This window comes from Acinetobacter sp. NBRC 110496 (assembly GCF_000876115.1).
Classification (GTDB): Bacteria; Pseudomonadota; Gammaproteobacteria; order Pseudomonadales; family Moraxellaceae; genus Acinetobacter.
The window spans coordinates 1-20130 of record NZ_BBTF01000028.1; the positions used below are offsets into that span (position 1 = coordinate 1).

Annotated in this window: 18 protein-coding genes and 1 pseudogene; 11 read left to right on the plus strand and 8 right to left on the minus strand. The window is 40.4% G+C overall.

Features of this window, described 5'->3' with window-relative positions; genetic code table 11:
- From tolA to pal, 3 genes are all read left to right on the plus strand, one after another.
- On the plus strand, positions 1 to 564 hold a 564-nt coding region (tolA, locus tag Aba26S_RS13520), incomplete at its 5' end, for a cell envelope integrity protein TolA (protein WP_043972687.1).
- Positions 565 to 663: 99 nt separating this feature from the next.
- On the plus strand, positions 664 to 1947 hold the full coding sequence (gene tolB, locus Aba26S_RS13525) for a Tol-Pal system beta propeller repeat protein TolB (protein ID WP_043972689.1): 1284 nt from the start codon (positions 664 to 666) through the stop codon (positions 1945 to 1947).
- Positions 1948 to 1969: 22 nt separating this feature from the next.
- Positions 1970 to 2536: a peptidoglycan-associated lipoprotein Pal gene (gene pal / locus Aba26S_RS13530; protein WP_005242702.1), complete on the plus strand. Its 567-nt coding sequence runs from the start codon at positions 1970 to 1972 to the stop codon at positions 2534 to 2536.
- 57 nt (positions 2537 to 2593) lie between these two features.
- Here the strand turns inward: pal and Aba26S_RS13535 are convergent, their stop codons facing one another.
- Positions 2594 to 2779, minus strand: coding sequence for an NF038105 family protein (locus Aba26S_RS13535; protein WP_005242703.1), 186 nt, complete (start codon positions 2777 to 2779; stop codon positions 2594 to 2596).
- Between the two features lie 176 nt (positions 2780 to 2955).
- Here Aba26S_RS13535 and Aba26S_RS13540 point away from each other — a divergent pair, with 176 nt between their 5' ends.
- The 5 genes from Aba26S_RS13540 (at position 2956) to Aba26S_RS13560 (ending at position 6224) form a co-directional block, all read left to right on the plus strand.
- The gene (locus tag Aba26S_RS13540; RefSeq protein WP_043972692.1) at positions 2956 to 3927 is read left to right on the plus strand and encodes a class 1 fructose-bisphosphatase; all 972 of its coding nucleotides are present in this window, start codon (positions 2956 to 2958) and stop codon (positions 3925 to 3927) included.
- A gap of 55 nt (positions 3928 to 3982) precedes the next feature.
- Positions 3983 to 4759 (plus strand): RNA methyltransferase, encoded by a 777-nt coding sequence (locus tag Aba26S_RS13545; RefSeq protein WP_043972695.1) that lies wholly within the window; start codon positions 3983 to 3985, stop codon positions 4757 to 4759.
- 158 nt (positions 4760 to 4917) lie between these two features.
- A complete protein-coding gene (locus Aba26S_RS13550; protein ID WP_005242713.1) occupies positions 4918 to 5535 on the plus strand; it encodes an RNA polymerase sigma factor in 618 nt (205 codons plus the stop codon).
- Positions 5522 to 5845 (plus strand): hypothetical protein, encoded by a 324-nt coding sequence (locus tag Aba26S_RS13555; RefSeq protein WP_043972698.1) that lies wholly within the window; start codon positions 5522 to 5524, stop codon positions 5843 to 5845. The genes Aba26S_RS13550 and Aba26S_RS13555 overlap by 14 nt, the downstream gene beginning before the upstream one ends.
- Positions 5835 to 6224 carry a DUF3106 domain-containing protein gene (locus tag Aba26S_RS13560; protein ID WP_005242716.1) on the plus strand — a complete coding sequence of 130 codons (390 nt, stop codon included), beginning with the start codon at positions 5835 to 5837 and terminating at the stop codon, positions 6222 to 6224. Before Aba26S_RS13555 ends, Aba26S_RS13560 begins: the two co-directional genes overlap by 11 nt.
- A 58-nt stretch (positions 6225 to 6282) precedes the next feature.
- On the opposite strand, the pseudogene Aba26S_RS13565 reads toward Aba26S_RS13560, so the two are convergent.
- The 4 genes and pseudogenes from Aba26S_RS13565 to cxpE form a co-directional block, all read right to left on the minus strand.
- Positions 6283 to 8798: pseudogene (locus tag Aba26S_RS13565) on the minus strand (CSLREA domain-containing protein).
- Positions 8799 to 8814: 16 nt separating this feature from the next.
- Complete coding sequence (rbtA, locus tag Aba26S_RS13570; RefSeq protein WP_043972699.1) at positions 8815 to 10701, minus strand: rhombotarget A; 1887 nt, start codon at positions 10699 to 10701, stop codon at positions 8815 to 8817.
- A gap of 113 nt (positions 10702 to 10814) precedes the next feature.
- Positions 10815 to 11513 (minus strand): DnaA ATPase domain-containing protein, encoded by a 699-nt coding sequence (locus tag Aba26S_RS13575; protein WP_005242723.1) that lies wholly within the window; start codon positions 11511 to 11513, stop codon positions 10815 to 10817.
- Between the two features lie 20 nt (positions 11514 to 11533).
- A complete protein-coding gene (gene cxpE / locus Aba26S_RS13580) occupies positions 11534 to 12727 on the minus strand; it encodes a chloramphenicol efflux transporter CxpE (RefSeq protein ID WP_005242724.1) in 1194 nt (397 codons plus the stop codon).
- A gap of 134 nt (positions 12728 to 12861) precedes the next feature.
- On the opposite strand from cxpE, the gene purM reads away from it, so the two are divergent.
- Together purM and purN are read left to right on the plus strand one after the other, a co-directional pair.
- Positions 12862 to 13932 carry a phosphoribosylformylglycinamidine cyclo-ligase gene (purM, locus tag Aba26S_RS13585; protein WP_005242726.1) on the plus strand — a complete coding sequence of 357 codons (1071 nt, stop codon included), beginning with the start codon at positions 12862 to 12864 and terminating at the stop codon, positions 13930 to 13932.
- Positions 13929 to 14558, plus strand: coding sequence for a phosphoribosylglycinamide formyltransferase (purN, locus tag Aba26S_RS13590; protein ID WP_171057820.1), 630 nt, complete (start codon positions 13929 to 13931; stop codon positions 14556 to 14558). Before purM ends, purN begins: the two co-directional genes overlap by 4 nt.
- 36 nt (positions 14559 to 14594) lie before the next feature.
- Here the strand turns inward: purN and Aba26S_RS13595 are convergent, their stop codons facing one another.
- Entirely contained in the window at positions 14595 to 15386 is a 792-nt protein-coding gene (locus Aba26S_RS13595; protein WP_010589736.1) for an alpha/beta fold hydrolase, read from the minus strand.
- 134 nt (positions 15387 to 15520) lie between these two features.
- Positions 15521 to 16543 (minus strand): signal peptide peptidase SppA, encoded by a 1023-nt coding sequence (gene sppA, locus Aba26S_RS13600; RefSeq protein WP_043972702.1) that lies wholly within the window; start codon positions 16541 to 16543, stop codon positions 15521 to 15523.
- Positions 16544 to 16681: 138 nt separating this feature from the next.
- On the opposite strand from sppA, the gene Aba26S_RS13605 reads away from it, so the two are divergent.
- Positions 16682 to 17638: a lysophospholipid acyltransferase family protein gene (locus tag Aba26S_RS13605; protein ID WP_043972705.1), complete on the plus strand. Its 957-nt coding sequence runs from the start codon at positions 16682 to 16684 to the stop codon at positions 17636 to 17638.
- 1 nt (position 17639) lies between these two features.
- Here the strand turns inward: Aba26S_RS13605 and Aba26S_RS13610 are convergent, their stop codons facing one another.
- The gene (locus tag Aba26S_RS13610; RefSeq protein WP_043972707.1) at positions 17640 to 20054 is read right to left on the minus strand and encodes a DNA internalization-related competence protein ComEC/Rec2; all 2415 of its coding nucleotides are present in this window, start codon (positions 20052 to 20054) and stop codon (positions 17640 to 17642) included.
- Positions 20055 to 20130: the final 76 nt, after the last annotated feature.

Genomic DNA, 20130 nt, shown 5'->3' on the forward strand with positions numbered 1-20130 from the left:
GATGCTGATGCAAAACGCAAAGCTGATGCTGATGCGAAGGCAAAAGCAGACGCTGATGCTAAGCGTAAAGCTGATGCAGATGCAAAACGTAAAGCCGATGCAGATGCCAAAGCAAAAGCGGACGCTGATGCCAAACGCAAAGCCGATGCAGATGCGAAACGCAAGGCCGATGCAGATGCCAAAGCAAAAGCAGACGCTGATGCGAAACGTAAAGCCGAAGCTGAAGCAGACGCCAAAGCGGCTGCAGCCAAAAAAGCGGAACAAGAAGCAGCTCAGAAAAAGGCTGATGCAAAACGTGTGGCTTCAACGGCTAAACGCGACTTTGAACAAAAAATCTATCGGGCTTGGAATATGCCATCGGGCTCTTCAGGACAACGTGCCAGCGCACGTGTAACCTTAAGTGACAGTGGTGCAGTACTTTCTGTTGTTGTTTCTGCAAGTGATCCTGATGTGAAAGCCAGTGTAGAAGCAGCTGTTCGCGCCGCAGCACCCTACCCAATGCCAGATGATCCTGTTGCCCGCCGTGAAGCAAGAAGCTTTACTTCAAGTTTTACTGCAAAATAGTAATGAATAGTTAACGTTACATGCTTTTAATAGCACAAAGCATGTAACTATGTTAAATAATCAACAGCCACAAAAATACGAACGCAAGTAATTGTAACTATGGACAAGACTCGTAAACACCTCATCTCTTTAGCAGTTTTCACTGCGATTAGCACTGTTGTTCCAACAGCAACTTTCGCACAATTACACCTCGAGATTGCAAAAGCCCCTGAACAAGCCCCTAAAATCGCGATTGTCCCCTTTGCAAATGACAATGCGATCTATCCTATCGTGGAAAGTGATTTAAATCGTTCAGGTCGTTTTACCAGCGCATCTCAAAATTTACCAGCAACTGCAAGCCTAAATCAGGTTCAAGCAGCTGATTGGCAAAATGCGGGTGTACCTTACGTTGTCGTTGGGCAAATGAAAGCGGTTGATGCCAATACCTTTGAAATTCATTACCAGCTTTATGATGTACAAAAACAAAAATATCTACTGAATGAGGTACTCACTGTACCAAGCTCACGTATACGCCAAGCTGGTCATATGATCAGTGATACGATTTATCAAGCGTTAACGGGTATTGCGGGTGACTTTAGCGGTCGTATTGCCTATGTATTACGTAATCAGGCAACGCCAGCCCAACGTTATACTTTGCAAATTGCTGATACTGATGGCGAACAGCCTAAAACTGTCCTGTCTTCACGCGATCCTATTCTTTCTCCAGCCTGGACACCAGATGCCAAGAAAATTGCATATGTGTCATTTGAGACCAAGCGTCCTGCGATTTATCTGCAAGACTTAGCCACAGGCCAACGTGAAGTTTTAGCCAGCTTCCGTGGATTAAATGGCGCACCAAGCTTCTCACCAGATGGTAAATCAATGCTATTTACCGCATCGATGAATGGTAATCCTGAAATTTATCAAATGGATTTAAGTACGCGTCAAGTACAGCGTATGACCAATGATACTGCGATTGATACTGAAGCACGCTATGCACCCGATGGTAAATCATTCATTTTTACCTCAGACCGCGGTGGCTCACCACAGATTTATCGCTACAGCTTTGATGATAGTTCAGTTAAACGCTTAACCTTCAAAGGTGCTTTCAATGCACGCGGTACGCTAAGTGCCGATGGTAAAAAAATTGCTTTGGTTCATCGCCCAAGCGGTAGTAACTATAAAGTCGCAATTCAAGATATCAATACCAGCATTACCAACATTCTTACACCAACTAGTTTAGACGAATCGCCAAGCTTCTCACCAAATGGACAAATGGTGGTTTATGCAACGCGTGAAGGTAGTCGTGGTTTGCTATCCGTCATGTCTACTGACGGCCGTTTCCGCATGAATTTGCCAAGTGAGCAAGGTGAAGTTCGTGAACCAGCTTGGGCACCAAAATAAATTTAGTTTATTGGAGAATCAAATGAACATTAAATATCTAACGCTTCCACTTATTGCTGCAACGCTTGTATTTACAGGCTGTGCAAGTCGTAAACCGGCTGCTGAAATTACCACAGGTACCAATCCAAATGGTTCATCAACAGTCAGTACCGAGGGTTTAAGCGAAGATGCAGCACTCAATGCACAAAACTTGGCTGGCGCATCTTCAAAAGGTGTAACTGCTGCAAACAAAGCATTCTTGGCAAAACGCGTTGTTCACTTTAACTATGACAGCAGCGATTTATCAAATGAAGACTATCAAACACTTCAAGCACATGCTCAGTTCTTGGTTGCCAATGCCAACTCTCGTGTTGCTCTTACAGGTCATACGGATGAACGTGGTACACGTGAATACAACATGGCGCTTGGCGAACGTCGCGCAAAAGCGGTTGAAAGCTTTTTGATTACCAACGGTGTAAATCCACAGCAACTTGAAGCAGTCAGCTACGGTAAAGAATCACCTGTCAACGCAGGCCATGATGAAGCTGCATGGAAAGAAAACCGCCGTGTAGAAATCAACTATGAAGCCGTTCCACCACTATTAAAATAATCGTGGTTACGCTTTAAATAAAAATGCTCACTTAAGGTGAGCATTTTTATTTATTGATCAAGACGAAGACTGAGTATCTGGCTTGCTTTGCATCGACTCAATCAAATCGTGCTTGTTAAACTTTTTATATTCAGGCTTGGCCTCATACTGTTTCCATGCATCCTTCACATTTTCTTTGGAAATCGTATCTAAGCTAATGGGCTCACTTGGCGTGGGCGTTGCCTCAAAATTCTTGGTTGTCATATTTAACCTCCAAACATCCTGTTTAGTATCTATGCAACATAGCATGTAATGGCGTACTTGTAATCATAAAAGCAACATAAATAAAGTAAGATAATTTTTATTTTTGCACGATCTCATCTAGAATAGCCACATTCTTTTTTATCAATTTTGACACGGCTAAATCGGAGCTATTCAATATGTCAAACCTTACTTTGACCCAATATCTAGAACAACAAAATGGGAATTTGACTCCAGAGTTGGCACAAGTCATCGAAACAATTGCTGCTACTTGCCAAACTATTGATCAAGCCCTACAAAAAGGTGCTTTAGCAGGTATTTTAGGCAGTGCTGGCAATGAAAATGTTCAAGGTGAAACACAAAAGAAATTAGACGTTATTTCAAATGACTACCTGATTGATGCATTAAAAGCACATCCTCAAGTAGGCGGTTTAGCTTCCGAAGAATTAGATGATTTCACCCCTGCTCAGGAAAATGGTAAATATCTGGTTTTATTTGATCCACTCGATGGTTCAAGCAATATCGACATTAACATGTGTGTCGGTACAATTTTCTCTATTCTTCCTGCAAAGAATGCAGTGACTCAATCTGCTGACTTTATGCAAGCTGGTACAGAACAAGTTGCTGCTGGTTATGTACTGTATGGCCCATCGACCATGCTCGTGCTTACTGTGGGTTCTGGTGTGGTGTTCTTTACTTTTGATCCGACCACAAAGAACTTCCTGTTAACAACAGAACAAGTGCAAGTTACAGCAGATACGCAAGAATTTGCAATTAATTCATCTAATCAACGTCACTGGGAAAATCCGGTAAAACGTTATATTGATGAGCTGTTAGCAGGTAAAACCTCTGTCCGTGAAAAAGACTTCAACATGCGCTGGGTGGCATGCATGGTTGGTGATATCCACCGTATCTTATGCCGTGGTGGTATTTTCCTTTATCCTTACGACTTAAAAGACCCAAAGAAAGCAGGTCGTTTACGTTTAATGTATGAGGCAAACCCAATGAGCATGCTGATTGAACAAGCAGGCGGTGCTTCTACAACAGGTCGTGTTCGTATCATGGAAATCCAACCAACTGAATTACACCAACGTGTTCCAGTAATTATTGGTTCTAAAAATGAAGTCGAACGCGTAACAAGCTATCACTAATTACTTTTATAATCAGGGTATTATAAATTTATAATACCCTTTCGGATGTTATTTTATGGCGGTTATTTTCCTAGAATCAAAAGACAATGCAAAAATCAAACATTTGCGTGGGCTGATCGAGCTCAACAGTGCTCGAAAAAAACATCAGCAAACCGTTCTAGAAGGTACACATCTGTGCTTGGCGTGGTTACAGCAACAGAAAAAAATCTTTTCTTTATTTAGCACTGAACAAGCCTTAGAACATCCAGATTTACAAGAAGTGATCGAACTCCACCAAGGTCACATCTTCGTTATCAGTGAAGTCCTATATAAGGATTTAAGCACCTTGGGTACCACCCTACCATGTCTAGCGATTGTCGACCTACCCAAAACTGCTGCCACCATTGATTTTAAGGCCGACACTTTAATTCTAGAAAATGTTCAAGATCCTGGAAATGTAGGTACACTCCTCCGCTCTGCTGCCGCTGCAAACATCAAGCAGGTGATTTGCACACAAGGTTCAGCTGCACTATGGTCTCCACGTGTGCTTCGAGCAGGTATGGGGGCTCATTTTAGTCTTCAATGTTTTGAAAACTTTCAGCTCACGGATATTTTACCAAAATTTCAAATACCTGTGTTTGTCACCAGTTCACATCGTTCAACCAGCCTATATAGCAAGGATTTAACCCAAGCCTGTGTCTGGATTTTAGGTAACGAAGGTCAAGGTGCGAGTGATTATGCGCTAGCACATGCTCAAGCTGTGACAATCCCTCAACCGGGTGGGCAAGAGTCCCTCAATGTTGCGATTGCAGGCTCTGTGTGTTTTTTTGAAATGGTTCGTCAACGTCAGTAAAACGTTAAATTATTTTAACTACGAGTTTTTTACTGAGAAAATCAATTACACTACTAAAAATAATTGCTTAAGTTGTCAACGCGCTCACCATTTTCAACGTTATATGATTAATGAATTGGAATTAATGGTGGGTATCCATGACAGGATTTTCCATCTCTATGGATTTAGCACCGAAAAAGGCTCGAATTGAAAACAGTACTGATCGTAGTACTGTTGAACAACGCCTGCGTTTTTTCATGCAGGACGTTACAGGTCGTGCCTTGGTTATGATGGAAAGTGCAACACAGGGGCAACAAGGCATTGCCATGGATTTAGTGCAAGAAGCATTTATTTCATTACATAAATCATATGCCGACAAAAGTACCGATGAATGGTATCCCCTGTTCTATACCATATTGAACAACAAGCTCCAAGACTGGCGACGAAAGGAAGCTCGTCGAGCAAGTCCTTTTTCTTTATTTAAAAAAATTAGTTTAGATGATGATGAAGAAATCATTGATGTTGTAGATGAATCTACGCCTAATCCATTTGAATTTCTTGATCAGGAAGTCACGATGGAGGAAATTCAGGCAGCGATCAATCAGCTACCTGTTCGTCAACAACAGGCATTTATGCTCAGAGCGTGGGAAGGGTTCGACACAATGACCACAGCACAAATTATGGATTGCAGCGAAGGCAGCGTTAAAACGCATTACCACCGTGCAATTCAGGGACTTCGAATTGCTCTTGAGCATTTAAACCCACATACAGGAGGATCATCAGATGAAAAAAGATGAGTTCACGAACCATGTGACTTCCAGACTTGACCAACTTGCGAAAGAGCAGCATCACAACAAAATGCAAGTCATGAATCATGTTCTAGATACGATACAAAAGAAGCCAACTTCTTATTATAGTATCTGGAAAATGACAGGTTTTGCTGTTGCTGCTGCAATCATGGGAATTGTGGTTCTGCCAAGCTCTTTACAGCTTGCTGATCAACCACAAAATCAGGTTGTCGTAAATCCAAAGCTTTCGCCGCAAATGGTTGAAGATATGGAGATGTTATTGGTCTTAGGTGAGGATAAGGTTCCACATGGCAGCTAAAAAATTAGCACTTGTTGTGTGTACGCTCGGGTTACTACAAACCAGTTTTGCAGGATCTGAACGCTTTTGGGTATTTTCTAAACCCAATAAAGCCACAACAGAAGAAGCATGGGATGATCTATCGCCTGAAGAGCAACGTGTTTTAATTAAACGTTACCAAACCTTGAAAGAAGTTCCTAATAGCCAGAGTTCTCAACTACAGCAAAGGATGGAATGGTTCACGCAACTGCCAGAAGATGAAAAACAAAAAATGCGTGATGTCTGGCAAAAGATGAGCACACAGGAACGCAATACATTACGTAAGCGCATGTTAAATGCCAGTACCGAAGAACGGATAAATATTAGAGAAGAATATCTCAGTAAATATTCTGAGCACTGAGTTTATAGTGTATAGAAATAACAATAGCGCCTAAATGGCGCTATTATTATATTTCGGGTTATTTACTTTTAAAGCGGCGATAAGCCAATAACCCCAACAACCCCAATACTGAATAAAAACTAAAACTCCCCCCCCACTGTTACTGGCAGAACGTGTATCGTCTGTTGTGGTTGCCGTGCTAATGGTTCGCACTGTCGCCACATTGGAGGATACGCCATCAGCATCGTAAACTTGGTAGTTAAATGAGAAGTTAAATGGATTAAATGCATTAACTTCTTGAACATAAATATTACCACCATAGCAGGTTTCTTTTTCATCTGGCGCAGGGCAAGCACCTTGGCGATCTGCCGTAATACCTAGATCTTTGGTTGGCACATTGGTTAAACGAATTGGTAATTCGATACCTTCGGCATTCTTCCAAAACTGAGGTTTATTCGGATTCTTTTCTGGCCCAGATCCACCCTCGCCTGTATCGCCATTGTCATTTGCAAAATTTAATAAGTTTAAGCTTAACTTTTGCTTTTCTTTATATTTGAAAGTTAAGGATGTATTTGTTGCAACTGGTGCAATATTTACAAATGCTGCTCGGATTAAACCAGATGAACTCACTTGTGGACTAGTTCCTGGTTTAGAGGTAATCGTATATTTACAGAAAATCTTGTCACCAGCTTGAGTAACACTGTCATCTTTTCGATAAAAAATAATTTGCTGTAAATCTTTATTCCAAGTACACACCAAATTTTCTATATCACTTTTATCTATATCAGTAACCGTATCATTGATCTGTCCTTTACCTAAAGGTTCTGTCGTTACATCATATAAATCTGGGCTAAAGAACTGTAATTTATAACTGCCATCAGCTTGCTGTACATCTTGTGGTAAAGGTAGTTGATAATTTCTTAAATCAATGTAAATTGCACGATAATGTAAATTAGCTTTGGTGTATTGCAATAATTTTTGATATTGATCCAAACGAGATTTGTAATACGTTAAAAAATCAGGATTATTTGGATTTTTCACCAAATTATCGAAAAAGTCATATTGTGTTTGATAACTTGTAATCAAGCTGCTAATCGATGTATTGGTTAGATCCTGTAAATCACCTGCTGTAAACTTCATTAGTTCAACCGAACCAATATCACAGCGGTTGCTTGCTTTAGGGTCATAATATAAAGTGCCGTCGGTGATACGGGCTAAACCACGCTGGTCCGTCAAACTACAATTGACTCCATCAACATCTAATAAGCCAACTAATTTTGTATTCCCCTTATCATCGCTAGGCACGCTTGTCGCATTTTTTTTAGGGTAATACATTGGTAAGAATGCCGTATCAGCTGAAGCTTTTTGTAAAGGGCTCAATAAGGTATTAAAATCAATCGCACTTACATTCAAATTGGTTTTATTGTCTTTAAGCGACGCTTTTGGCACATCACACACATTATTTACTACAGAACTAGAACCATCCTGCTTGAGCGCAAGTGCATTGTAAGCAATTCCAAGACCTACCCCTTCTTGATCAGCGACATTTCCAAATAAATATCGACAGGCATATGTATTGCTATCACCATTATAAGCAAGAACATTGAACTGTAATAATTTAGCACCAATTTTATCATAGAGAAGCGTCGTAAAAGCTTGATTTTCTACGATTGTATTACTCGTCAAGCTTAAAATACTGGTTTTACTTAAAATACTAGACTTATTATCTTCTACAGTTCCAGCTTTGGTATCACCAGTGAATTTAAGTAGATTTCCTGTTGAATTATTTACAATATTTTTTGCAATGGTATTGGTCGTTAAAGTTGCTGTAGATTCTCCACAAAACTCAATCATACTACTTGAATTTGGTGAACCATTATTAATAAAACTGTTGGAGGTTAAGTTGATGGTCCGCTTTGCATATGTAATATCATTAAAGCAACTCATCGACAGTACACTGCCTTTCTCCGCACGGTTACCCTGAATCACACTCTTATTCAATGTTAATGTCGTTGAAGGACCAGCTAAAAAAATAGCTCCACCTTCTTTTGCCTCAGAATCAAGGATTTGTGTACTTTGTAATGCAACATCAGCACCTGCATATATTGCACCACCAAAATCAGCCGAACGTCCACCTGTTAAAATCAAATTGGTTAGGCTTAAACCCTTGGCACCAAGTGTCGTGTTAAAAATACGTGAATTTTCTGCTTTGATTGTTGTTTGTAATGGGATTTGAGCTGGATATTGATTAACAACATCATTTAGCAGGACATTTTTTCCTTCCCAATTTACAGGACTTGCCCCTAGAATTGAAACGCTCACATTTGGCGTCAATTCCTTTTTCAGGGTATATACCCCTTTTTCCAGCTGAATAACTTTTTGCGTACTTGGTAAGGTATCTGTTACAACACAACCACCATAAGAGACACGCGTCTCGGCAGTTTTTATTGCCTCACGTAATGAGCAAGCATTTGGATTTTCGCCATCCTCATCCACAAATGTAGTTACCTTAATGGGCGTGCTGCTGGTGGCAGCTAACAACGGCATAGTTGCCAAAACCATAGTTGCTAATATTGTTTTTCTATAATATTTCATCTCATCACATCCCTGATTATGATTTTAAGCGGCGCAATCCTATTAAACCGAATAATGCCAAGATCGCTCCTAGACCAAAACTTCCTACATTTACGGTTTTACTTTTAAAAGTGTTTGGTGGGTCTTGTACAATTGTTGCTGGAATATCAATAAAATAGTTTGATACATCATTAAAACGAGTCGTTGTCGTCATAACACGTAAGTTAAATTTATCTGCACCATGCCAATCACTATCAGGCACGTAAGTTACATTACCATCCTGATCAAGAGTTAGCTTTCCTTTAGATGGCGTTTGGGTTTGAACCACTTGCAAACAACCAACTTGCCAAGGCTGGCCATCAGGACGTTTACCTAATTGAGCCTCGCATGTGGCTGGATCTAACAATTCACCATCTAACAAACTCTCTGCAATACTGAATTTCGCAATTTGTCCATATAAAATATCTTGACCAACGATTGGAATCTCCCCCCGGTTAACAACCAGTTCAATTGCGCCTAAGTCACACAACTCATTAAAGCCCGTACGGCTTTTCCCACGCTGGTCAGTTGCTTCACAACTCGCTAAACTAAAGGTCGTACCATCACTATAAATGCGTCCTTTATTGACAATGAGCGAATCCGATAACTGCTTATAAGAAGTGAGTAAACGTGGTTTAAAGAAACCCAGCATTTGATCTTTTGGCGTCGAGTATGGACATAATAATCCTTTTGCTGGAGGAGCAGCACAAATCCCTTCATCATTTGTACCGCCAGCAATTAATGTTTGCTCAGAGTCATTCTGATTCCACATAAAATTGGGTAATCGTTCACCCGCATTACGGTCGCACTCTGATGTCGTTAAATTACTTTGAACAATCGTGGTATCGTCTGAGGTAGTACCACAATTACTATTTCCATTTGCAACTAAAACACTATTCGACACATAAGAGCTTGGGTACTCTTTGACTGTTTCTTTTTTCACTCCATTGACATCTTCTTCTGTCGTTACTTTAAAATTTAAAGATTGTAAATACAGCCCCGCAGCATTCTTAATAATCGTATTATTATTAAGGATCATGCCTTCACGAATATTCGCTACATAACCGCCTTTATTATGGAAAATAGTGCTACTACGAATACCGGAAGATCTTACGGCAAGTGCCCCAGCTATCGTGTCATTATTGAAGCCCGTTTGAACAAATAATAAAGCACCATTTAGCCCTGCTACACCTTCATTGTCACGTATGACCGATTGTGTAATCAGGTACATTGGCATTTCGCTATAAATGACTGCCCCCTGATCTGCTTTATTATTCTGAAAAATACTATTATTAATAAAAACATAGCCTGCAGTGTTCTTCGCATCCGATGAAACCCCAGCATTATAAATTGCACCACCACGGTTTGCAGAACCACCTGTAAGGCGAGAATACTGAATCGATAGACTTTCACGATTAAGAATTAGCCCGCCGTCATTCAGCTTATTTGCAGCACCTTGTAAATTTAATTCAATCAAATTAACTGCAAGTAATGCACTTTCAACATTATTATCATCAATGACAAAAAGACGATCATTTCCCGCCATTTTAAGCGTCGCATTGTTCAATCCTTTTTTATTATCATTAAAACCATCACTCACTACAGTACGAATTGTCATCGCGGCTTTGATATTTAATGCCGAGTTAAGTTGATAGGTTTGATCGCGTTGTAAAACAATTGTATTGCTTGCATCCTTGTTACCACATCCGTGATAACCATTTTCAAATTCTTTTTGGCTTCTTTTATTTAAAAACTCGACAGCTTCTCGTAATGAACAAACGGCGTCATCTTTGTCTTCATCAACTAATGTTGTGACTTGAATATCCGCAGAATATGCATATCCAGTAACGGTAAATAAAGCACAGGCAAGCATCCGTTTGAGCATACCAATCTCCTTCTATTTTTCATTTTTTTTCGTCTTGCAAACTAGCTGTTTACAACCACATTCCTTTGTGCGTACTTTGTCATAGCTCTCAAAATTACTCAAGAAATTTTATACTATTGGCGATATTCATCAATCAATGCATAAATTTGCTTAAGTGTTGTATTTGATAGTTTAGTTTTCTCGCCTTTGAGCATTTTTTCAAGCTGAGCCAATCTCTGTAATAAAATCGAAGCCTGATGCGGCCCATTACTCAATAAATAGTCAACAATTTGCTGGTCAAAATGAATACCTCGGCGCGTCATGACCGAGTGCAACAGGGCTTGTCGATCACTATAAGAACTGCCATTAGGTACTTTAACACTCACAGCTTGGGTCAGCCTTGACTGTAAGTCAGGTAATTCTAATTTTAATTCAATAGGCGCCACACGAGAGGAAAAAACCAACTGCCCCTCATGATTATTCATCAAATGAAATACAGCTTTCTGCCAATGTGGAACACCACTGATCGCATCAATATCATCCAAAGCGACCAAATCATAAAATTCTAATGAAGTAATGGCTTCAATAGGTGCATCTAATAATTCTAGTAATGAGACTTTAATTGCTGGGCGACCGAGCTCCAGATAAGAATCACAAATCGCAGAAAGTAAGTGACTCTTGCCAGTACCTGCCCCGCCATAAACATAAAAGCGGCTGACTAATCCGGCATGTAACTGTCTAACTGCGTCAACCACAGGCCCCCAACCCGGCCCCGAAAAATCACTGATTCGGGCATCGAGTTGTGGTTCTATATCCAGTTGGAGTTGACGCATATCCTTAATTTTTTCCTCAATTACTTTAAGTCATTCGTGTTTGAAGTCTCTGTATCTTGAGAGTTTTTAATTTGAATATCAAGCTCTACATGATCTGTTTCAACATTTATATGCTTGGTTTGCCCTTCTGCCAGCACAACTTCAGTTGGCAGACCATATAAACGACTTTTTTCATAATGGTCGCGTGCATGTTTTAGCAGTACCACAATAACTGCTGCAACAGGTAAAGCGATTAACATGCCAAGGAATCCACCTAGTTGTGCCCCTGCAAGTACAGCAAAAACAACTGCAACTGGCGACAAACCAATTTTATCACCCAGTAAAAATGGCTGAAGAATATAACCTTCGACCATTTGGCCAATCATGAAGACAACACCCACTAGCAGCAATTGTGTCCAGTCAAGTCCAAACTGGAACAGTGTTGCAATGATAGCTGCAATAATTCCGACACCAAATCCTAAATAAGGAATAATACTGGCTAGACCAGCAATCATGCCAATGATCAAGCCAACTTCTAAACCAATAAATTGTAAACCAACAGCGTAAACAATTCCCAATAAAAGCATGACAAGGAATTGTCCTTTGACAAAAGCACCTAGAACACTATGGCACTCACGAACAATGGTTAAGGTAGAGGCTTCATAAGGACGTGGTATCAAACGTCTAAAGCTTTGTAACATACGATCCCAATCCAGTAAGAAATAGAAAGAGATAATTGGAATCAGTACAACCACACCACCAATCTGGATGAAATTCAGTCCAGACTGAGCAACCCTTAACGCCATCGTTTGGATACTATCCGCACTGTAATTGGTTTGAATATAATCCATCAAGGCCTTGGTAATTTGATCAGTATCAATTTCCATTGGAACCACATTAAAGGTATGTGATACCCACGGCAAGAAAGTTGCATTCACCCAGTGAATACCAGCAGGAATGCTATCTCGAGCGTACATCAACTGTTTCCAAATCAATGGCACCAAGAACCATAAAACCATGGTCAAAGTAACACCAATACCTATAAAAACGATGCTGATAGCCAACCAACGTGGAAGTTTAATTTTAACAAGAACATCGACTAAAGGACTAAATAGGTAAGCAATAAAAAAAGCACCAACAAAAGGGATCACAATGGGCTTTAATAAATAGAGAACCCAAAGGAATAATGCGAGCCCAGCGAGGATAAAGATACGACGCAGTACCTGATCTTGCATAAAATCTAGCCTTTTTTCGTGTAATCGTTATAAATGAAAAAAAAATTTAATTAAAGATAGCATTTTCGAGCATAAATAACATAAGAGTTTCGTATATTCAGGTTATAATCTGCCGCCACTGCGGAGACTTCACTATGAGCAACTCAACTTCTACCCCAAATACTGGTTTAAGCTATAAAGATGCGGGCGTCGACATTGAAGCGGGCGACGCACTGGTCGATCGTATCAAATCTGTCGCTAAACGTACCACTCGTCCTGAAGTAATGGGCGGCCTCGGTGGTTTTGGCGCGCTATGTAAAATCCCTAAAGGTTATGAAGAACCTGTATTGGTTTCAGGAACAGATGGCGTAGGTACAAAATTACGTCTGGCGCTGAACCTCAACCGTCACGACACCATTGGTCAAGATCTCGTTGCAATGTGTGTAAACGACTTACTTGTTTGTGGTGCTGAACCATTATTCTTTCTCGACTACTATGCAACGGGTCATTTGAATGTTGATGTTGCAGCAGATGTAGTGACAGGTATCGGTAAAGGTTGTGAACTTGCTGGTTGTGCATTGGTTGGTGGTGAAACTGCTGAAATGCCTGGCATGTATGAAGGTGAAGATTACGACCTTGCTGGTTTTGCTGTGGGTGTGGTTGAACACAGTAAAATTATTGATGGAACTAAAGTGAAGTCTGGTGATGTACTTCTTGGTGTGGCATCAAGTGGTGCACATTCAAATGGTTATTCTTTACTACGTAAAATTTTAGATGTTAAGAATGTCGACTTAACTCAAATCGTAGATGGTCGCCCACTTGCTGACGTTGCAATGGAACCAACGCGTATTTATGTTAAACCAGTGCTCGAACTATGCAAACAAGTTGATGTACATGCTATGGCACACATCACTGGGGGTGGTTTACCAGGTAACTTACCGCGTGTTCTTCCAAATGGTGCGCAAGCTGTGATTGACGAATCAAGCTGGGAATGGTCTGAATTATTCCAGTTGTTACAACGTGAAGGTAACGTAGAGCGCTTTGAAATGTACCGTACATTTAACTGTGGCGTGGGTATGGTGATTGCAGTTGATGCCAGCGAAGCTGACAAAGCAATTGAGGTATTGAATGCTCAAGGCGAAAAAGCATGGAAAATTGGTTATATCCAAGAAAATGCTGCATCAGTTGAAGGTGCTGACGAAAAAATTCGCGTGATCTTTGCATAATGAGAATTGCGGTCCTTGTCTCTGGCAACGGTAGCAACTTACAGGCCCTGATAGATGCAAATCTGTCAGGGCAAATCATTGGTGTGCTCTCAAACAAAGCCGATGCATACGCATTACAACGTGCTGAGAACGCCAATATTGCAACCGCTGTGATTTCACATAAAGACTATCCAAGTCGAGAAAGTTTCGATGAAGCCATGCACCAGCAGCTATTAGCATGGCAAGTAGATTTAGTTATTCTTGCAGGTTTCATGCGGATTTTAACGCCAAGCTTTGTTAACAATTGGCAAGGCAAAATGTTAAACATCCACCCTTCTCTGTTGCCTGTTTATAAAGGCATCAATACTCATCAGCGCGTATTGAATACAGGCGACCGTTTGCATGGCTGTACCGTTCATTTTGTCACGGCTGAACTAGATGCTGGCCAAAGTATTGCCCAATCCGCGATTCAAGTCAGTGTGCATGATAACGTAGAAAGTCTGGCACACCGTGTACACGAACTTGAGCATTTTATTTATCCTCAAGTGGCCGAATGGCTCTGTAACGGCCAGCTTAGCTGGAAAAACGGGCAAGCTTATTTCAATCGAAAACCTTTAGAACGCCCCATTCAGTTTACCCAGTTTTAAAAATAAAAACGCATCCTCGGATGCGTTTTTTCTTTATCAAATCACCAAGCTTTTAATTTTATCGGCTGTTTCCAGTGGATGCTCTAATGGGAACATATGCCCGCCATCCACGACAGAATAAGGAATTCCCAGTTTTTTTTGTGCGACTTGCGGGAATTTCTCTTTTAAGAAAACACTGTTTTGACCCACCGCCAAATGTACAGGAACAGGTGGCTTGGGCATTGGCAACCACCACATCGATGGAGTTGTTCTAAACATGGCCACTTCATCATCTTTAGGAATGGTCAGTGTTACGCCACCATTTTGAGGATCATCTGTTAATGCATAATCAATATAAGCTTGAAAGCAATCTGCATCAAAGTGTTGATAAAAACCTCTCGAACCTAAAAGCGCTGCAGCTTGCTCACGCGAATCCCAATGATCCCGTCGACGTACCGACAAACCTGCTGGGGTAATTTTATCCACCAGCTTCGGTTTAAAGAGTTTAGCCAGATGAAATACAAACGAAGCTTTACCAATAATTAAGGGTGGATCAAGCATGATCACTTGTGAAAATAATTCTGGACGGCGATAGGCTGCCATTAAGGTCAATACTGAGCCCAAAGAGTGTCCTAAGCCAATTACTTTACGTCCTTGTGCTTGCTGTACAATGCTATCAATCACTTGATCGACTAAATGCGTCCAGCCATGTGTGATTGGGTAACGCTTATCTGTCCCAATCTCAGCAACATAAATAATGTCATATTGATCTTTTAACTGATCAAACAACTTTTGATAAACCTTAGATGGAACACCATTCGCATGGGCAAAATGAATCAAGGGTTTCATAAACTTGTCTTTTATTTCCACGGATTGATCAATTATCTCGCTCTACACATGTATTGCAAATAAAAAGAAAAACTGTGCAGTTATTTTTAGAATAAAAAAAGGGCTGTGATCAACACAACCCTTTTTTGGAAATATTACTGTATTTTTGCGTTTTGCTGTGTCTCTAATTGCGCTGCAAGAGAACTACTAATCCCTTCACCAATTTTAGCCCCCATACGCCCCAAGATTGACTCAAGCGGATTACGTTGCACCGTATAATCAATCTTTTGTTCAATCTTAAGATCACGCATCAGCGTCGTTAGACTACCGCTACGATCAGCAACCCCTAGTGCAATTGCCTGTTCCCCAGTCCAAAACAAACCTGAGAATACCGCTGGATCATTTGATTTCAAGCGTTTACCACGGCCTTCTTTAACAGCATTAATAAAGTGGGTGTGTACATTATCAAGTACAGACTGCACATGTTGCTTTTGTGCAGGATCAATTGGCTTGGTCATGCTTAAAATATCTTTATTGCTACCAGAAGTCAGAGTACGGTCTTCAACCCCAAGCTTTTGTGCTAAACCACTTAAACCGTAGTTCGGCATAATCACACCGATTGAACCCACAAGGCTGGATGGATTGACAATGATTTCATCCGCAGCAGAAGCAATATAGTACGCCCCAGATGCGCCCATATCACCAATCACAGCATAGACTTTTTTATCAGGATGCTGCTTTTTCAAATAACGGATTTCTTGCCAGATTTCATCTGACTGCACTGGTGAACCACCTGGAGAATTTATATTTAAAGCAACGGCTTTGCTGCCACTGGCTTCAAATGCACGCTTTAATGCTTTATTGGTATCTTCACTATTTACCGAAGATTGACTGGTAGATGAATCAATCGTTCCAATAATATCAACCACAGCCAAATGATCACTACTTATATTCGTAGTTGATTTTTCTGTCGAAGTTGAACAGCCTTTACTCATTGCAATCAGGACAATCAGAAGATAGGCGAAACCTAAACATTTAAAAAAGATGCTCCAACGACGACTACGGCGTTGTTCCTCAACAGAAGCTAAAACAGCTTTTTCTAAAATTTGCCATTCTTTGCCTGTCACATTATTACTATTTGTCGATTCGTTTTGTGGTTTTGGTGGCCAATCGGACATAAGATTCCAATCCAATATGTTTTAAAGTGGCTTTATTATATACGCTGATTTGAGCAAAACTGTTTAAATAACTTGTTTTAACTTATAATTATTTTTTACATTATACTTTCCCTTTGTAACTGTTCTCATTTTGAATACATGACTCAATCCAAATCCAGTAATGCAAACTATCGTCTGATCAAGTTCGCAAGTCGCATGCCGATGCAATTTAGCCGTTTTTTTGCCCGTATGGTTGCAGGATTGGTGAGTACCTTTCAGCTCTCTAAACTTTCAAAAATTATTGGGCTGAACATTCAAATTGTATTCCCAGAGATGGATCAGCAACAAAGACAAAAACTTACCAGACAAACCATTCAAAATGAGTTGATGTCATATTTTGAGTTTTTGAGTATTTGGGGTTCATCCAATCAAAAAAATATTCAACGTATTCAAAAAGTGCATGGTGAACACTATTTACATGAAGCACTTGCAGAAAAAAAAGGCGTAGTGTTAATTGTTCCCCACTTTGGCACCTGGGAAATTATGAATGCATGGGTCGCCCAATATAGCCCCATGACTATCCTGTATAAACCCGTAAAAAATCCAGATGCTGACCAGTTTGTCCGTGATGCCCGAAGTCGTGAACAAGCTCATCTGGTCCCCACAGATGAAAGTGGTGTCAGACAAATTTTTAAAGCCTTAAAGCAAGGTGGAACTACGGCAATTTTGCCTGATCATACCCCTGACCACGGCGGAGACATGATCAACTATTTTGGTATTCCTCTTGCCTCTAGCAGCTTAAGTGCCAAACTCATTCAAAAAACCAAAGCCAAAGCCCTACTTCTTTATACCAAAAGAAATGAACAAGGTGGCTTTGACATGTATATCGAGCCGATTGATCCGAATATTTATGAAGGCAGCGCTGAAGATGGCACCTTAATTATTCATCAGGCCTTAGAGCAACTAATTCAACGCTATCCTGAACATTATCACTGGAGCTATAAACGTTTTCGTGCCAACCCTGCGCTCAAGAAAATTTATGACATTGATGAAGCTGAAGCACTTGCACAAGTTCGTACAGTTCGCCAGCAACAACAAGAACTTACAAATACTTAGGCTATTCTCGTTGCAGCCACCTGCGTTGCTGCCGTTGTTGTTTTAATTCAACGGCACCTTTGTTAAAGATAAAACTTAAACTGCCTGTCTGTGCCGTATTCAACAATGGAATTTTCAAAGCGAGCAAGCGACTTTGTAACTCCTGACTAGGATGACCATAGCGATTATCAAAACCAGCTGACGCAACTGCCAGTTTAGGTTTGAGCGCTGCTAAAAAATCATAAGCTGAGCTATTTTTACTGCCATGATGTCCTAGCACCAATACATCTACTTTTAAATCAGGATATTGTTTTAATAATTTATACTCAGTTTCCCATCCTGCATCTCCCATAATCAAAAAATTTTGATACGGCTGAGCATTGGAGAATTGCAAATAAACCACGCAAGACTGCTCATTTTTCTGAACTTGAGCAATCCTTAGCCCCTCTTGCGTAGGCGACAAAATCTCAATTTCAAGATCGGTATATGACCAATGCTGACCCTGTTGGCAATAGGAGGAATTATCCTTAAACGGGAACTTTTCACTTCGTTCACTTGACTGAACTTGAGTAATCGCAAAAGCATTTTGGATTGCTGGAAATGCGCCACTATGATCTTGATCAAGATGAGATAAAATTAAATGATCTAACCTCCGTATACCTTGCTGTCTTAAGAATGGAATATCAACTCGCTCACCAATACCAAACTTCGCTTCGTCATGTAAACCACCCGTATCAATCATGAGTGTCTGTTGAGGATGCTGTAAAAAAATTGCTTGCCCCTGACCAACATCCAGAATATTCAATACGGTAGGTTGAGTCTGTACGCCCAAAACCATTGGTAAAAAGCAAATAACAGCCCATAACTTGGGAATTGTTGCTTTCGGCATAAATAAAATCACTAACCCCAATGTCAAACTCAGCAACATCAAAGGCGTATAACTAACACCATAGAGTTGAGGAGATAGCTGCTGTAAGTGATTTAATATCCACATTAATATTGACAGCAATCCATCATTGAGCTGAAACAAAAGTAGCCCGAATGCAGGAACTACTAGCCAAATACAGGCTGCAATAATATCCAGTGGTACGATTAAAGTACTGAGTAATGGGATCGCGATTAAATTACTGAGCGGCGCAGACCAAGAAATTTGCTGAAAAAAGATAAGCATCAGTGGTAATAAAGCGATAAAAATTTTCCATTGCGACTCAACAACCATATTAATGGCCAAGATTTGCTTTTGTACGCTTGTCAGGGTCTGATCTTGTGTGAAGTGTTCAATGGTTTGGTAGATTCGCAGCAGAATAAAACAAGCCCCATAAGACAACCAAAAGGCTGCGGATAGAATACTAAATGGATCATAAATAAGAAGTAGGCTGGCACTATAAAACAATAGGGTGAACGGTTGAATTGACTGTCGGAACAATAGAAAAACACTGGCGATAATGACAGTGAACAAGGTTCTCAGAGCAGGAATTTCAAAACCAACAAATGCCACATACAACAACACACTTAACCCAAATGGTAAAAGCAATAAAATCTGCCGCGGTTGCCATAAATATAATGTTGGAACATAGCGCTGTATCATACATTTCAACAACCATGCCAACATCAATACATGTGGGCCTGATATTGCCAGTAAGTGTGAAATGCCCAACTGCTGAAATTGCTGCTTTAAACGATTTGATAATAAACTTTCATCACCCGTCAACAAAGCCAGTAGCAACCCTTTATGTTGAAAAGCTGATATCTGTAGCATTTCACGAAATGACAATCGCAGCATTTCAACATTTAATAGAAATTTTGCTTGCAGTGTATGTTGTTGCTTTAGGTGCCACTGGTAACCCAGACGATCAATGTCATCCTGAGTTAAAAGCTGCATATGCCTGACCTGATATGCAGACATGATATTTTGTTGCAAAAACCATTTTTCCTGATCGAATACGCCTGCCACAGCATAGCTATGGGCTGGTTTGATCATACCTTCAAGGCGATAATAACGACCTAACTGTAAGTTTTGCTGTGGAGCAAGCAGACTATTCGATTGACTTAAATACAAGAACCAATCTACAGGCTGAGCATGTCGGTTCAGCACTTCTGCTGTCTGTTTACGCCCCTCCTCCGTGAGCTCATCTATTTTCTTGATATAAACAATGGCTTCAAAAGGCTGCGCCTCCACTTCTCTTAAGCTTAGCCGTTGCTCTAAGGCGGAATCCGCATAATAAAAGCCCGTACAAAACAAAGCCCAGCTAGCACTGATCAACAGTACCGACTTATAGCAAATAGATTGAAAATACCGAGATCTTTGATATAAACCGATGCAGAAAATCACGATCGCTAGAATTAGCCAAACCCACCAAGTGCGAACAGCAAAGCTAAAATGATATCCCATCAAAGTTATACCAGCGATCCAGCTGAGTAATATTACTTTTAACATTTTTTAAAATTAAGTTTTAGTTTTTCTAAGGACAAAATTAAAGCCCGTTTCCAGGGCTTTAACAAGAGATAAATCA